The 15,157-nt window shown below is 70.6% G+C and carries 12 protein-coding genes and 4 tRNA genes; 8 read left to right on the top strand and 8 right to left on the bottom strand.

Annotated elements, in window-relative coordinates; genetic code table 11:
• The first annotated feature begins 90 nt into the window (after positions 1–90).
• From ACZ45Q_RS22150 to purM, 6 genes are all read left to right on the top strand, one after another.
• Positions 91–594, top strand: coding sequence for an ArsR/SmtB family transcription factor (locus ACZ45Q_RS22150; protein WP_468264016.1), 504 nt, complete (start codon positions 91–93; stop codon positions 592–594).
• 92 nt (positions 595–686) lie between these two features.
• Positions 687–1,523, top strand: coding sequence for a M23 family metallopeptidase (locus ACZ45Q_RS22145; protein ID WP_468264013.1), 837 nt, complete (start codon positions 687–689; stop codon positions 1,521–1,523).
• An 81-nt stretch (positions 1,524–1,604) separates the two neighbouring features.
• The gene (locus tag ACZ45Q_RS22140; protein ID WP_468264010.1) at positions 1,605–2,402 is read left to right on the top strand and encodes a maleylpyruvate isomerase family mycothiol-dependent enzyme; all 798 of its coding nucleotides are present in this window, start codon (positions 1,605–1,607) and stop codon (positions 2,400–2,402) included.
• 65 nt (positions 2,403–2,467) lie between these two features.
• Entirely contained in the window at positions 2,468–3,259 is a 792-nt protein-coding gene (locus ACZ45Q_RS22135; RefSeq protein WP_468264007.1) for an META domain-containing protein, read from the top strand.
• 62 nt (positions 3,260–3,321) lie between these two features.
• Entirely contained in the window at positions 3,322–4,848 is a 1,527-nt protein-coding gene (gene purF / locus ACZ45Q_RS22130) for an amidophosphoribosyltransferase (protein WP_468264005.1), read from the top strand.
• Positions 4,849–4,893: 45 nt separating this feature from the next.
• The gene (purM, locus tag ACZ45Q_RS22125) at positions 4,894–5,958 is read left to right on the top strand and encodes a phosphoribosylformylglycinamidine cyclo-ligase (protein WP_468264003.1); all 1,065 of its coding nucleotides are present in this window, start codon (positions 4,894–4,896) and stop codon (positions 5,956–5,958) included.
• 70 nt (positions 5,959–6,028) lie between these two features.
• Here the strand turns inward: purM and ACZ45Q_RS22120 are convergent, their stop codons facing one another.
• Together ACZ45Q_RS22120 and ACZ45Q_RS22115 are read right to left on the bottom strand one after the other, a co-directional pair.
• Positions 6,029–6,283, bottom strand: coding sequence for a DUF3073 domain-containing protein (locus ACZ45Q_RS22120; protein ID WP_468264000.1), 255 nt, complete (start codon positions 6,281–6,283; stop codon positions 6,029–6,031).
• Between the two features lie 308 nt (positions 6,284–6,591).
• Positions 6,592–7,686, bottom strand: a complete 1,095-nt coding sequence (locus ACZ45Q_RS22115; RefSeq protein ID WP_468263997.1) for a Leu/Phe/Val dehydrogenase — start codon at positions 7,684–7,686, stop codon at positions 6,592–6,594.
• Positions 7,687–7,929: 243 nt separating this feature from the next.
• Here ACZ45Q_RS22115 and ACZ45Q_RS22110 point away from each other — a divergent pair, with 243 nt between their 5' ends.
• Positions 7,930–8,775, top strand: a complete 846-nt coding sequence (locus ACZ45Q_RS22110) for a DUF8083 family protein (RefSeq protein WP_468263994.1) — start codon at positions 7,930–7,932, stop codon at positions 8,773–8,775.
• Between the two features lie 530 nt (positions 8,776–9,305).
• Complete coding sequence (gene bldC, locus ACZ45Q_RS22105) at positions 9,306–9,512, top strand: developmental transcriptional regulator BldC (protein ID WP_003949541.1); 207 nt, start codon at positions 9,306–9,308, stop codon at positions 9,510–9,512.
• A gap of 465 nt (positions 9,513–9,977) precedes the next feature.
• Here the strand turns inward: bldC and ACZ45Q_RS22100 are convergent, their stop codons facing one another.
• From ACZ45Q_RS22100 to ACZ45Q_RS22075, 6 genes are all read right to left on the bottom strand, one after another.
• Entirely contained in the window at positions 9,978–10,253 is a 276-nt protein-coding gene (locus tag ACZ45Q_RS22100; protein ID WP_468263991.1) for a DUF6274 family protein, read from the bottom strand.
• Between the two features lie 301 nt (positions 10,254–10,554).
• Positions 10,555–10,629, bottom strand: a tRNA-Asp gene (locus ACZ45Q_RS22095).
• Positions 10,630–10,723: 94 nt separating this feature from the next.
• Positions 10,724–14,692 carry an ATP-dependent RNA helicase HrpA gene (gene hrpA / locus ACZ45Q_RS22090; RefSeq protein ID WP_468263988.1) on the bottom strand — a complete coding sequence of 1,323 codons (3,969 nt, stop codon included), beginning with the start codon at positions 14,690–14,692 and terminating at the stop codon, positions 10,724–10,726.
• Positions 14,693–14,825: 133 nt separating this feature from the next.
• A tRNA-Phe gene (locus ACZ45Q_RS22085) sits at positions 14,826–14,902 on the bottom strand.
• 24 nt (positions 14,903–14,926) lie between these two features.
• Positions 14,927–15,001 (bottom strand) — tRNA-Asp (locus ACZ45Q_RS22080).
• A 50-nt stretch (positions 15,002–15,051) separates the two neighbouring features.
• Positions 15,052–15,124, bottom strand: a tRNA-Glu gene (locus tag ACZ45Q_RS22075).
• Between the last annotated feature and the right edge of the window lie 33 nt (positions 15,125–15,157).

The raw sequence follows: 15,157 nt of genomic DNA, 5'->3' as shown, positions 1-15,157 counted from the left end.
CCGGTCCGGGGCGCCGTACACGGTCACCGTGCAGGACTCCCGGCCGAGCGACGGTTGCACGTAATTACGTACTTCCGTAAACTCGAAGGAGTGGAACAACTCGAACAGCGCGTCGCCGACCTCGAACGCCGCCTCGCGGCGCTGGAGGCGGCGGGGCGCACGGCACCCCGGTTCGGCGAGGGCGACTTCTGGGCCCTGGAGGGACTGAAGGAGCAGCTCGCGGAGCTGGGCGCGGCGGACGGCGGCGTCCTGTACACGGGCGTCGTCCGGCTCCCGGCCGGCGAGCGGTACGTCTGGCAGCACGGCGCGCTGACGGAGGACCTGATGGGCTCCGACTGGGCGGAGGCCGCCGAGGCGTTCGCGGCGCTCGGTCACCCGGTCCGGCTGCGCCTGCTGCGCGAGATCCTCGGCGGGCGGCGCACCGCCGCCGAACTCGCCGAGCTGGACGAGGTGGGCACGACCGGCCAGATCTACCACCACCTGCGGCAGCTGACCGCCGCCGGCTGGCTCCAGACCTCCGGCCGTGGACGCCACGAGGTGCCGCCGGGCCGGATCGTGCCGCTGCTGGTGGCACTGTCGACGGCCCGGCCCTGAGCCGTGACGCGCGGACGGACACATCCCGGCGGGGACAGAGCAGGGGCCGGAGCAGCAGGGGACAGAGCAGGGGACTGACCAAGGGGGACCGGATGTCCGGACGCAAGATCGCCATGATCGCCTTCCGATGCCTGCTGGCCGGGTTCTTCGCCCTGGTCACGGCCGACGTCGTGTTCGATCTGACCCACCCGTGGTGGTGGAACTTCCTGCCCCTGCTCCTCGCCTTCCTTCTGATCACGGTGGTGAACCGCACGGGCGGCGCCCCCGACGGCAAACGGGCCGCTCGTGAGCCGATCGCGGTCGCCCCGCCCGTGACCGGCCGCTGGACCGCCGTGAACAGCCCCGCCAGCCGCACCCCCAGTCACGGCACCCACGCCTACGGCCAGACCTACGCGATCGACATCGTCGCCGAGCCCCACCCGGGCGCCCGTCCCGGCTTCCGCGTCCTGTGGCCGCTCGCCCGGCGCAGCGGTGCGTTCCCGGCGTTCGGCGCGCCCGTCCTGGCGGTCGCCGACGCCACCGTCGTCCGCGCCGTCGACACCCAGCGCGACCACCTCAGCCGCACCTCGCTGCCCGGCATGCTCTACCTGATGCTGGCCGAGGCCGACGTGCGGCAGCTGGCCGGGGCCCACCGTCTCATCGGCAATCACGTCGTACTCGACCTCGGCGACGGCACCTACGCCCTCTACGCCCACCTCCAGCGCGGTTCGCTCACCGTCCGCGCGGGCGACCGGGTGCGCACCGGACAGCGGATCGCGCGCTGCGGCAACTCCGGCAACTCCTCCGAGCCGCACGTGCACTTCCAGCTCATGGACACCGCCGACCCGGACACCGCCCGCGGCCTGCCCTTCACCTGGCACGGCATCGGTGTGCCCCGCAACGGCGAGGCCTTCGAGCCCCCCGCCCCGACCGGCACCGCCGCCGCCTGAGCCCGCCCGCGCCCACCGCACGGACCCCGTCCCGCCCGGGCCCCTCCGGCTTCCGCTTCCGCCGCGCATAGGCTCACCCCCATGCCCCCGGCCAAGAAGCGCACCCGCAGCTACGACCCCGCCAGGACCCGCGCCGCCGTGCTCGCCCAGTTCGGCAACGTACGGTCAGCGGTCCGCACCCTCACCCCCGAGCAGCTCGCCCTGCCCACCCGGCTCGGCGACTGGACCGTACGGGAACTGGTCGCGCACATCGGGATGGCGCTGACGGCGGTGGACCGGCTGCTGGCCGAACCCGAGCCCGCGCGGCAGGACGGGCACCTGCTCGACTGGCCGTTCGCCATCGCCGCCGACGCCCCGGCCATCGCCGGCACCGCCCGCCGGCTGGCCCGGGAGCACCCCGACCCGGACGCCCACCTCGCCGACGTCGAGCGGCGCTTCACCGAGCGGCTCGACGCGCACCCCGGCGGCAGGCTGCTGCCCACCAGCGCGGGCGCGCTGCCGCTGGCCGACTACGTCGTCACCCGGACCGTCGAACTCGTCGTCCACACCGACGACCTCAACGCCGCCGTGCCCGGCCTCGACGTCCCCCACGACCGGCAGGCCCTGGCCGCCGCGACCCGGCTGCTGGCCGACGCCCTCGCCGTGAAGGCGCCCGGCGGGTCGACGGAGGTGCGCATCCCGCCGTACGCCGTCGTGCAGTGCGTCGAGGGACCCCGGCACACCCGGGGCACCCCGCCCAACGTGGTCGAGACCGACCCGCTGACCTGGGTCCGGCTGGCGACCGGGCGGCTGGCCTGGAAGGAGGCGCTCGAGCAGGCGAAGGTGAGCGCGAGCGGCGAGCGGGCCGACCTCGGGGACCTGCTGCCGCTGCTGGTGTGAGCCTGGGGCGGCACCAGCGGACCGGCCAAGGGGAACCGTTCCTTCCCCGGCCCCGTCGAACGGTCATGTACAGGCAGAAGCAGCGCATCACCCTGACGGCGGCCGCCGCCGTGCTCGTCCCCCTCGCGGCGGCCTGCGGCACCGAGAAGGCCGACGGCGGCAGCGGCGCGGTCGGCGCCGACGGCGGTACGACCGTGACCGGCGTCCGCTGGAGCGTGGACAGCGTCACCGTCGACGGCACGACCCACAAGGCCCCAGACGGCGCCCACGTCCGCATCGGCGAGGGCGGCCGGGCGGAGGGCAGCTTCGGCTGCAACAGCTTCAGCGCCAAGGCCGACGTCGAGGGCGACCGGGTCCGGATCAGCGACGCCACGTCGACCGAGATGGGCTGCGAGGACGTGCCCATGCGGTTCGAGCAGACCCTCGCCGAAACCCTCACCGCCGGCCGGCTCACCGCCGAGACCGAGGGCGACCGCCTCACGCTCACCACCCCCGACGGGGACACCGTCCGGCTGAGCGAACAGCGGGACGCCGCCCTGTACGGGACGACGTGGACGGTGACGGCCCCCGCCGGCAAGGACGGCGAGGAGGCCCACCTGACCTTCGACAAACAGAAGAACACCGTCACCGGCAGCCTCGGCTGCAACCGGGTCAACGCCGACGCCACGGTGCGCGACGGCCATATCACCCTGGGCGCCCCGGCCACGACCCGAATGGTGTGCGAAGACTCACTCATGGACGTCGAGAAGCGGCTGCGGAAGCTCTTCGACAGCAAGGTCGAGTACCGAATCGATCAGCAGACCCTCACGCTGACCAGCGCAAACGGCACCAGTGTCCGAGCCGTCGCACAGCGGTGACCCGGTGAGCCGGCCCGGTCCCCCATTCGGACCAGTGGGCGATCTCGCCTACACTCGGAGGCGTGCCACGTGGTGACGGTCGACTCAATCACGATCTGCTCCCCGGTGAGAAGGGCCCCCAGGACGCCTGCGGCGTCTTCGGTGTCTGGGCTCCGGGCGAAGAGGTCGCAAAGCTCACGTACTTCGGGCTCTACGCCCTCCAGCATCGGGGCCAGGAATCCGCGGGAATCGCGGTCAGCAACGGCTCCCAGATCCTCGTCTTCAAGGACATGGGCCTGGTCTCCCAGGTCTTCGACGAGACCTCCCTCGGTTCGCTCCAGGGCCATATCGCGGTCGGTCACGCCCGCTACTCGACCACCGGCGCCTCCGTGTGGGAGAACGCCCAGCCGACGTTCCGCGCCACCGGCCACGGCTCCATCGCCCTCGGCCACAACGGCAACCTCGTCAACACCGCCCAGCTCGCCGAGATGGTCGCCGACCTGCCCAAGCAGGAGGGCCGCACCCCGCGCGTCGCGGCGACCAACGACACCGACCTGCTCACCGCGCTGCTCGCGGCCCAGGTCGACGAGGACGGCAAGCCGCTGACCATCGAGGAGGCCGCCCACACGGTCCTCCCGCAGGTCCAGGGCGCCTTCTCGCTGGTCTTCATGGACGAGCACACCCTCTACGCCGCCCGCGACCCGCAGGGCATCCGCCCGCTGGTCCTCGGCCGGCTGGAGCGCGGCTGGGTGGTCGCCTCCGAGTCCGCGGCGCTGGACATCTGCGGCGCCAGCTTCGTCCGGGAGATCGAGCCGGGCGAGTTCGTCGCCATCGACGAGAACGGTCTGCGCACCTCGCGATTCGCGGAAGCGAAGCCCAAGGGCTGTGTCTTCGAGTACGTCTACCTGGCCCGCCCGGACACCGACATCGCCGGCCGGAACGTCTACCTCTCCCGGGTCGAGATGGGCCGCCGCCTCGCCAAGGAGGCCCCGGTCGAGGCCGACCTGGTGATAGCGACCCCGGAGTCCGGCACGCCGGCTGCGATCGGCTACGCCGAGGCCTCCGGCATCCCCTTCGGCAACGGCCTGGTGAAGAACGCCTACGTCGGCCGCACCTTCATCCAGCCCTCCCAGACCATCCGCCAGCTCGGCATCCGCCTGAAGCTGAACCCCCTGAAGGAAGTCATCAAGGGCAAGCGGCTGGTCGTCGTGGACGACTCCATCGTCCGCGGCAACACCCAGCGGGCCCTGGTCCGCATGCTCCGCGAGGCCGGCGCCGCCGAGGTCCACATCCGGATCTCCTCGCCGCCCGTGAAGTGGCCCTGCTTCTTCGGCATCGACTTCGCCACCCGCGCCGAGCTGATCGCCAACGGCATGAGCATCGAGGAGATCGGCACCTCGCTCGGCGCCGACTCCCTCGCCTACATCTCCATCGACGGCATGATCGAGGCGACCACCATCGCCAAGCCGAACCTGTGCCGCGCCTGCTTCGACGGCGAGTACCCGATGGACCTCCCCGACCCCGAGCTGCTCGGCAAGCAGCTCCTGGAGACGGAGCTGGCCGCCGGCCCGGCCGCGACGGCCGCCGCCGACGCGATCCGCCGCCCGTAGCGCAGCCCGCGATACCTGCTGTACGACACGAAGGTTCTCAAAGTCATGTCTGAGACAACTGGTGCCAGCTACGCGGAGGCGGGCGTCGACATCGAAGCGGGCGACCGCGCCGTCGAGCTGATGAAGGAGTGGGTGAAGAAGACGCAGCGCCCCGAGGTCCTCGGCGGCCTCGGCGGCTTCGCCGGCCTCTTCGACGCCTCCGCCCTCAAGCGCTACGAACGCCCGCTGCTCGCCTCCGCCACGGACGGCGTCGGCACCAAGGTCGACGTCGCCCGCCGGATGGGCGTCTACGACACCATCGGCCACGACCTGGTCGCCATGGTCATGGACGACATCGTGGTGAGCGGCGCCGAGCCGCTGTTCATGACCGACTACATCTGCGTCGGCAAGGTCCACCCCGAGCGGGTCGCCGCCATCGTCAAGGGCATCGCGGAGGGCTGCGTGCTGGCCGGCTGCGCCCTGGTCGGCGGCGAGACGGCCGAGCACCCGGGTCTGCTGGGCGAGGACGACTTCGACGTCGCCGGCGCCGGTACGGGCGTCGTGGAGGCCGACCGGCTGCTCGGCGCGGATCGCATCCGCAAGGGTGACGCGGTCGTCGCCATGGCCTCGTCCGGGCTTCACTCGAACGGGTACTCACTCGTGCGGCACGTGCTGCTGGACCGCGCCGGGCTGAGCCTCGACACCCGGGTGGACGAGCTGGGCCGCACCCTCGGCGAGGAACTGCTGGAGCCCACGAAGATCTACTCGCTGGACTGCCTGGCCCTCACCCGCACCACCGAGGTCCACGCCTTCAGCCACATCACCGGCGGCGGACTCGCGGCCAACCTGGCCCGGGTGATCCCCGACGGCCTGCACGCCGTGGTCGACCGCTCCACCTGGACCCCAGGCCCGGTCTTCGACCTCGTCGGCCGCACCGGACAGGTCGAGCGCCTGGAGCTGGAGAAGACCCTCAACATGGGCGTCGGCATGATCGCGATCGTGCCGCAGGAGTCGGTGGACGTGGCGCTGACGACGCTCGCCGACCGCGGTGTGGACGCCTGGGTGGCCGGTGAGATCACCGACCGCGGCGACCACGGCACGGGTGCGGCCCTGGTCGGCGACCACGTCTGACAGAAGTGCGGGTAGCACAGAAGCCGGTCGGTGACGTCAGTCACCGACCGGGCAGGTGTCCAGTACTAGGTCAAGCGCCGCGACGATGTTGCGAGGACTGGCCGTCCTCGTCCTCCTCGTCGTCGTCCTCGTAGAGGTCGGCGTACCGGGAGTACAGGTCGTCGTCGTCATGCTCATCGGCCTCGAAGCGGTCGCCGTTCGGCGACTGGTTCGATGTCGATGCGCCCAGCTCCTCGGCCAGGCGTGAGAGGTCCGTCCCACCGCTGTTGTACTTCAGCTGGCGGGCGACCTTCGTCTGCTTGGCCTTGGCCCGGCCGCGCCCCATGGCTCGACCCCCTCAACGACGGGGCTCGACGGCCCCAGAGTCTTGACACGCGTTCATGGTCCCGAACGGGCTCTCCGTGGAGAGACCGGTCCGTAGGGCTTCCACGGTACCTGAGCCCGCGCCCATACGGTACGTCGCCCGCATGACGTGCCCGCGCCCAGGACCCTCGAGGCGCCCCGTCCTCGCTGGTCAACCGCGATTTTAACCACTTATGGACGGTCGACCCGCCGGAAGAAGTGAGAGTTGTCTCCAACCTCCGCCGGCGGGTACCGCCGCACCCCGTGGTCCCGGGGCACCCGCTTCCCCGATCAGGCCCGGCTACGCGCTTCCGCCATCCGCTGCTCGGCGATCCGGTCGGCCGCGGCGGCCGGCGGAATACCGTCTTCCTTCGCACGTGCGAATATGGCCAGCGTGGTGTCGTAGATCTTCGCGGCCTTCGCCTTGCACCGGTCGAAGTCGAAGCCGTGCAGTTCGTCCGCCACCTGGATGACGCCGCCCGCGTTCACCACGTAGTCCGGCGCGTAGAGGATGCCGCGGTCGTCCAGGTCCTTCTCCACACCCGGGTGGGCCAGCTGGTTGTTGGCCGCGCCGCAGACCACCTTGGCGGTCAGCACCGGCACCGTGTCGTCGTTCAGCGCCCCGCCGAGCGCGCACGGGGCGTAGACGTCCAGGCCCTCGGTGCGGATCAGGGCGTCGGTGTCGGCCACGGCCCGGATCTGCGGGTGCCGCTCGGTGATCCGCCGGACGGCGTCCTCGCGCACGTCCGTGATCACCACGCGGGCGCCCTCCTTCAGCAGGTGCTCCACCAGGTGGTGGCCGACCTTGCCGACGCCCGCGATGCCGACGGTGCGGTCGCGCAGCGAGGGGTCGCCCCACAGGTGCTGGGCGGAGGCCCGCATGCCCTGGTAGACGCCGAAGGCGGTGAGGACGGAGGAGTCGCCGGCGCCGCCGTTCTCGGGGGAGCGGCCGGTGGTCCAGCGGCACTCGCGGGCCACGACGTCCATGTCGGCGACGTAGGTGCCGACGTCGCAGGCGGTGACGTAGCGCCCGCCGAGGGAGGCCACGAAGCGGCCGTAGGCGAGCAGCAGTTCCTCGGACTTGATCCGCTCCGGGTCGCCGATGATCACGGCCTTGCCGCCGCCGTGCTCGAGGCCGGCCATGGCGTTCTTGTACGACATCCCGCGCGCGAGGTTCAGCGCGTCGGCGACGGCCTCGGCCTCGGTCGCGTAGGGGTAGAAGCGCGTACCGCCGAGGGCGGGGCCCAGGGCGGTGGAGTGGATGGCGATGACGGCCTTCAGGCCGCTGGCCCGGTCCTGGCAGAGCACGACTTGCTCATGACCGCCCTGGTCCGAGTGGAACAGGGTGTGCAGTACATCAGCAGGTGCGCCGATTACGTCGGTCACTGTGGTGACTCCTGAGTAAGTAGCGGCGGGTGGAGGGCGGCTCCCGTAGGGGTGGCGGGGGCCGTGGCACGAGATTAGAGCCTGGGGGTGCCGGCCCGCCGCACAGTGCTCAGGATCACCTTCGCACGGAGTACACCCGTGCGACGATTTGCAGAGATTCCGTGCGTTTGCGAGCAGGTCCGCGAGCGGTCCGGGAAGGGCCCCCGCAGGTTTCCGGACCGGCGCGCGGGGGAGGGAGCAGGCGTGCCCAAGGTGTCCTCGGTGATCGTGCCCTACGCCGCGTACCTGCGCGTGTACGAACCGCTGGCCGCCTTCCCGGAGCCCGAGCGCGGCCACTGGGAGCGCTACGCCCGCCGCACCGACCTGCCCGGATACCAGGACGAGCTGCGCCGCTCGCTGGCCGACCTGCTGCCCACCCCGCCGGTCGCCGTGCCGGTGCACGAGAGCGCCGACGCCTTCGTCGCCGAGGCCGACGGCGTGGTCTGCGTCTGCCCCTGGCGCACCCGGCTGCGCGGCTGGCAGGCCCTGACGGAGCTGGCCGAGGACTTCCCGGAGCCGGTCCTGGACGCCGTCCTGCCCCCGGTCGTGCGGCGCCAGGCGGTCCAGGACTACGAGCGCTGGCTGGAGCGCAACCCCGAGGCCCGCCCGTGGATCCGCACGGCCACCTGGCAGGTGCCGATCAACTGGTTCGTGCTGGTCTCCGACGAGGAGCGGGAGTACGACAAGGGCGGCGGCGGGGACGCGGCGCCGGTGCTGCGCTACCGGACGCCGATGGTGCAGGCCCGGCGCCGGGTGGCGCGCGGCCTGCGGGCCCTGCGGGAGGCCATGGACGAGGGGCCGCTGATCGACGGCCTGGTGGACGTGGGGCGCTGGCTGGAGGAGTTCCACCCCCGGTCCCTGGTCGAGCTGGACTACGGGGGGCTGGTGCACGCCCTGCCGGCCGGTGAGCTGGAGGGCGACCACTCCGCGGCGGACGTCGCCGAGGGCATCGAGGCGCTGCGCCGGGGTGACGGGGCCGCGGCGGGGGCGGCGTACGGGCGGCTGGTGGAGCGGTGGCGGGCGGTGCGGGACCGCCGGTCGGCGAACTGATGTTTGACGTACCGCACGTTTTGAGGTTTTGTCTTGCGCTCCGAGGCCGGTTCGCGGCTCGTCGGGTGGATCGTTCGACGCGCGTCCACGCGCACTGATGCTTTGTCAACAAGGGACGTAGGTCCCTATCCGGGCGTAAGTGTCAAGCGTGATGGACCGCACGTACCCCACTCTTGCGCCGCTTGCCACTCCTCGTGCCAAAATAGGACAAGGAGCCCGGGGAGGGCTCCGTCCTTGCACGCTTTGGGGGGTCTGGTGACTCCTGAACGCCACTGTGACTGATCGTCACAGTGGCGTGACTGTCCGCTATGGCATGGTCCATCGGCTTCCGTCGCTGATGAACACCTGGGAGGGCAATTCCATCGGTTTGGCCGACGCGGCTGGACAGATGGTGTAGTTGTAGTGCCGAGGACAAGCCGTTCGTCCTATAACCGACTCGACTCGCGTCCGCCATTTCGGGCAACGCGGGTCAAGGTGCAGAATTTAGAGGAAAGAACCGAGAAGGTTCGGTTCTCCCGAGGAGGCCGCTCATGACCGCTCGCACCCCTGATGCCGAGCCGCTGCTGACCCCGGCTGAGGTCGCCACCATGTTCCGCGTCGACCCCAAGACGGTCACGCGGTGGGCGAAGGCCGGCAAGCTCACGTCGATCCGCACGCTCGGCGGGCACCGCCGCTACCGCGAAGCCGAGGTCCGCGCCCTGCTCGCGGGCATCCCGCAGCAGCGCAGCGAGGCCTGAACAACTGCATAACGGGGCGAAACGGCAGGTCCCCCAACCTGCTCGACCGCCCGAACCACAGCTCCACACGACGCGGGTTCTGCCCCAACAGACCCGGATGCGTCGTCGATCGCGTCGGACTCCGCCGGGTCCGGCGCGATCTTTTTTGTTCCTGGTGGCGGCCCTGTGGGCGGCTCTGTGCGCGGCCTTGTCGGAGTCTGGGGACGGGTGTGGGATCGGCAGGGGGCGACTCCGGCGGTGGTGCAATTGCACATATTAAATTGACCAGTTGTAGGAGAGGCGTAAGTGCCACCATTTCAAAAACTCATGCGGTGACACCCGTCACACGTCCCGGCGCTTGTTGTCCTCGGCCCGTCTGCGCTAATGGAGGAACGCATTCCACCGTCCCACCGCCGTACGGGTGTTGGGCCGGCCGAAGGTCCCGACGAAGGTCCCGGCGTGGGGCGTGGCGTGGGCCCGTGGTGGTCACACGGCGGCGGAGCGCTCGCCGTCCTCGACGGCCTCCAGGGCCTCTTGACGGCCCTCCGGCGCCTGCGGGGCGGGGGAGGCGGTGGAAGCGGGGGAAACGGGGACGGAGGCGGTCGCGCGCGCGGGTGTGGGCGCGGGCGCGGAGTCCAGCGCCAGCCGCAGCAGGCGGTGGCAGATCGGGCAGTGGCGCATCAGGTGGCGGTAGGACGCAGCGGCCGACAGATGTGCGCGGAGCAGCGCCCGTGTCTCGTGCCTCACCGATGCCGCTGCCATACGCCACCTCCGCCGGCCCGCGCGGGGTGCGGGGCCCTGCTTCCGGAGTACCGACCGAATGTGACGCCGTCAAGGCCACGGGAGGGCGCCCGGGGGCGCCGGGGTAGGGGTGCCTGGGGATGAAGAAGGCCCGCACCAAACGGTGCGGGCTCTCTTTGCTGCGGTCCTGACGGGATTTGCTGTATTCGATGGCGGCTGCGCCGCGGGCGCGGCCTCCACCTTGGCAGGGTGGTGGGCGCGGGGCGGGGGATGCCTGGGGATGAAGAAGGCCCGCACCAAACGGTGCGGGCCTTCTTTGCTGCGGTCCTGACGGGATTTGAACCCGCGGCCTCCACCTTGACAGGGTGGCGAGCACTCCAAACTGCTCCACAGGACCAGGTTTGCGGCGCTTTTTCGTGCGGTGCGCTGCGAGAAGAGACTGTACAGGAGGGTGAGCCCGCCTGGCGAACTCACCCTCCGTGCGCGGCTCGTCACGGGATCGCCGCGTCGATCGCCTTCACGATCCGCTTGTCGGAGACCGGGTACGCCGTGCCCAGGGCATGGGCGAAGTAGCTGACCCGGAGCTCCTCGATCATCCAGCGGATCTCCAGGACCTGCTGCGGAACCGGCCGGCCCCGCGGCATCTGCTCCAGCAGCCACGCGTACTCGTCCCGCATCTCGTGGATCTTCTCCATGCGCGTGGTGTCGCGCTGGACGTTCGTCGGCATCTGCTGGAGCCGCCGGTCCGCGGCGATCAGATAACGCATCAGATCCGGCAGCCGCTTCAGCCCGGCCTCGGTGACGAAACCGGGCTTCACGAGCGCGTCCAGCTGCCCCCGGACGTCCTGGAGGTTCGGCAGCAGGGCGGGGCTGCGTACGCCCTTCAGGCGCCGCTCACAGGCCTGCCAGGCGGCCAGCACCTGCTGGACCTGGCCCACCGTGCGCACCGTCGTGTCCACGATGTCCGCGCGGACCTTGTCGTACAGCTTCCGGTACGACTCCTCGTCCCACGCCGGGCCGCCGAAGTCCGCGATCAGCCGGTCAGCCGCCGCCGTGGCGCAGTCGTCGAACAGGGCCTGGATCGAACCGTGCGGGTTGGCGGACAGACCGAGCTTCTGCTGATTGGACAGCTTTTCGGATGCGAACTTCGCGGGGTTGACCGGGATGTTGCGCAGGATCAGCCGGCGCGTGCCCTTCCACATCGCCTGTGCCTGCTCCGCCTCGGTGTCGAAGAGGCGTACGGAGACGGTGTCGCCGTCGTCCACCAGGGCCGGGTAGGCCTTGACGGGCTGCCCGGCGCGGCGGGTCTCGAAGACGCGGGTGAGCGTGCCGATCGTCCAGTCCGTCAGGCCGGTGCGCTCCAGGGCCTCGCCGCCCTGCCGGGACGCGGTGGCCGCCGCGGCCTGCGAGAGGGCCTTGCGCGCCTTCGGCTTCAGCCGGAGCTTCAGGGCCTCCAGGTCCTTGTCCTCGGCCAGCTTGCGGCGTCGCTCGTCGACGATCCGGAAGGTGATCTTCAAGTGGTCGGGGACCTTGGACCAGTCGAAGTCCTCCGCCTCGAAGGGCACTCCGACCATGCGCTTCAGCTCGCGCGCCATCGTCACCGTGAGCGGCTCCTGAAGGGGCACGGCCCGCTCCAGGAACGCCTGCGCGTAGTTCGGCGCCGGCACGTAGTTGCGGCGGATCGGCTTGGGCAGGGACCGGATCAGTTCGGTGACGACCTCTTCTCTGAGGCCGGGGATCTGCCAGTCGAAGCCCTCGTCGGTGACCTGGTTGAGCACCTGGAGCGGGATGTGGACGGTCACGCCGTCGGCGTCCGCGCCCGGCTCGAACTGGTAGGTGACGCGGAACTTCAGCGGTCCTTGGCGCCAGGTGTCCGGATAGTCGTCCTTGGTGACCGCGCCCGCCTTCTCGTTGATGAGCATCTCGCGCTCGAAGTCGAGGAAGTCGGGCTGCTCGTGCCGCTTGCGCTTCCACCAGGAGTCGAAGTGCGCGCCGGAGACGACGTGTTCGGGGATCCGCTGGTCGTAGAAGTCGAAGAGGGTCTCGTCGTCGACGAGGATGTCCCGGCGCCGGGCGCGGTGCTCCAGCTCCTCGACCTCGGTGAGCAGCTTGCGGTTGTCGGCGAAGAACTGGTGGTGGGTGCGCCAGTCGCCCTCGACCAGGGCGTGCCGGATGAACAGCTCGCGGCTGGTCTCGGGGTCGATCCGACCGTAGTTGACCTTGCGCTGGGCGACGATCGGCACGCCGTACAGCGTGACCTTCTCGTAGGCCATCACCGCGGCCTGGTCCTTCTCCCAGTGCGGCTCGCTGTAGGTGCGTTTGACCAGGTGCTGGGCCAGCGGTTCGACCCACTCGGGTTCGATCCTGGCGTTGACCCGCGCCCACAGCCGGCTGGTCTCCACCAGCTCCGCCGACATCACGAACCGCGGCGGCTTCTTGAACAGCGCCGAGCCCGGGAAGATCGCGAACTTGGCGTTGCGGGCGCCCAGGTACTCGTTCTTGTTGCCGTCCTTGACGTCCTTCATCCCGACGTGGGAGAGGAGCCCGGCGAGCAGCGAGACGTGGATGCGGTCGGCCGGCGCGTCCTGGTCGTCGAGGTGGATGCCCATCTGCTTGGCGACCGTGCGCAGCTGGGTGTAGATGTCCTGCCATTCGCGGATGCGCAGGAAGTTGAGGTACTCCTGCTTGCACATCCGGCGGAAGGACGACGAGCCCCGCTCCTTCTGCTGCTCGCGGAGGTACCGCCAGAGGTTGAGGTAGGCAAGGAAGTCGCTGGTCTCGTCCTTGAAGCGGGCGTGCTGCTGGTCCGCCTGGGTCTGCTTGTCGGCGGGGCGCTCGCGCGGGTCCTGGATGGACAGCGCGGCGGCTATCACCATGACCTCGCGGACGCACCCGTTCTTGTCGGCCTCCAGCACCATCCGGGCCAGCCGCGGGTCGACGGGCAGCTGGGCGAGCTTGCGGCCGGTCTCGGTGAGCCGCTTGCGTACGTCCTTCTGCGTCGGGTCGAGGGCGCCGAGCTCCTGGAGGAGCTGGACGCCGTCGCGGATGTTGCGGTGGTCCGGCGGGTCGATGAAGGGGAACTTCTCGATGTCGCCCAGCCCGGCGGCGGTCATCTGGAGGATGACGGAGGCCAGGTTGGTCCGCAGGATCTCGGCGTCGGTGAACTCCGGCCGGGCGTTGAAGTCGTCCTCGCTGTAGAGCCGGATGCAGATGCCGTCGGACGTACGGCCGCAGCGGCCCTTGCGCTGGTTGGCGCTGGCCTGCGAGATCGGCTCGATCGGCAGCCGCTGCACCTTGGTGCGGTGGCTGTAGCGGGAGATCCGGGCGAAGCCGGGGTCGATGACGTACTTGATGCCGGGGACGGTGAGGGAGGTCTCGGCGACGTTGGTCGCCAGAACGATCCTGCGGCCGGTGTGCGGCTGGAACACCCGGTGCTGCTCGGCGTGCGAGAGCCGGGCGTACAGCGGCAGCACCTCCGTGCTGTGCCAATCAGCGCCTCCGGCGCGGGGGTACTTCTTCTTCTCCAGCGCGTCGGCGGTGTCCCGGATCTCCCGCTCCCCGGAGAGGAAGACGAGGATGTCGCCGGGCCCCTCGGCCATCAGCTCCTCGACGGCGTCGGTGATCGCCGTGATCTGGTCCCGGTCGGCGTCGTCGCCGTCCTCCTCCAGCAGCGGGCGGTAGCGCACCTCGACCGGGTACGTCCGGCCGCTGACCTCGATGATCGGGGCGTCGCCGAAGTGCCGGGAGAAGCGCTCGGGGTCGATGGTCGCCGAGGTGATGACGACCTTGAGGTCGGGTCGCTTGGGCAGCAGCTGCGCCAGGTACCCGAGCAGGAAGTCGATGTTGAGGGACCGCTCGTGGGCCTCGTCGATGATGATCGTGTCGTAGGCGCGCAGCTCGCGGTCGGTCTGGATCTCGGCGAGCAGGATGCCGTCCGTCATCAGCTTGATGAAGGTGGCGCTCGGGTCGACCTGGTCGGTGAACCGCACCTTCCAGCCGACGGCCTCGCCGAGCGGGCTGTCCAGCTCGTCGGCGACGCGCTCGGCGACGGTACGGGCGGCGATCCGCCGTGGCTGGGTGTGGCCGATCATGCCGCGGACGCCACGGCCGAGGTCGAGGCAGATCTTGGGGATCTGCGTGGTCTTGCCGGACCCGGTCTCACCGGCGACGATCACGACCTGGTGATCACGGATGGCGTCCGCGATGGCGTCCCGCTTCTGGCTGACCGGGAGGGCCTCGGGGTAGGTGACGGCGGGCACTCGGGCGCGGCGCTCGGCGACGCGCTGCTCGGCCCGGTCGACCTCGGCCTCGATCTCGGCGAGAACGGCGGCGCGGGCCTCCGGTTTGCGGATCTTCCGCGCACCCTCGAGCCTGCGCCCGAGCCGGTGCGCATCACGCAGCGACAGCTCGGACAGCCGGGGGGCGAGGGTGCCGAGGGCGGGGGCGGGGTGCGTAGACATACGGATTCCAGGATCTCATCCCGGCGAATTTCCTGGCGAACACTTTTGCCTCCGGCAGCGGCTCCCCGGTCGCCTGCCGCCCTCGGAGCCCGAGCAACGACGAAGGCCCCGTTCTGGGAACGGGGCCTTCGGATGGTGGCTGGGGCCGGGGTCGAACCGGCGACCTTCCGCTTTTCAGGCGGACGCTCGTACCAACTGAGCTACCCAGCCACGAGGTTTCACGTGAAACCTCAGCGGTCCTGACGGGATTTGAACCCGCGGCCTCCACCTTGACAGGGTGGCGAGCACTCCAAACTGCTCCACAGGACCATGTGGGTGTGTGCGAACCAACGAAGCCAAGTGTCGCACACCGTACTGCGTGCCCCCAACGGGATTCGAACCCGTGCTACCGCCTTGAAAGGGCGGCGTCCTAGGCCGCTAGACGATGAGGGCTATCGGCCCGCCTGGGCGCTTCTCAGCGCGTCG

The sequence above is a fragment of the Streptomyces sp. NPDC031049 genome (assembly GCF_055571015.1).
This window is presented reverse-complemented; position numbering and strand designations above follow the sequence as displayed.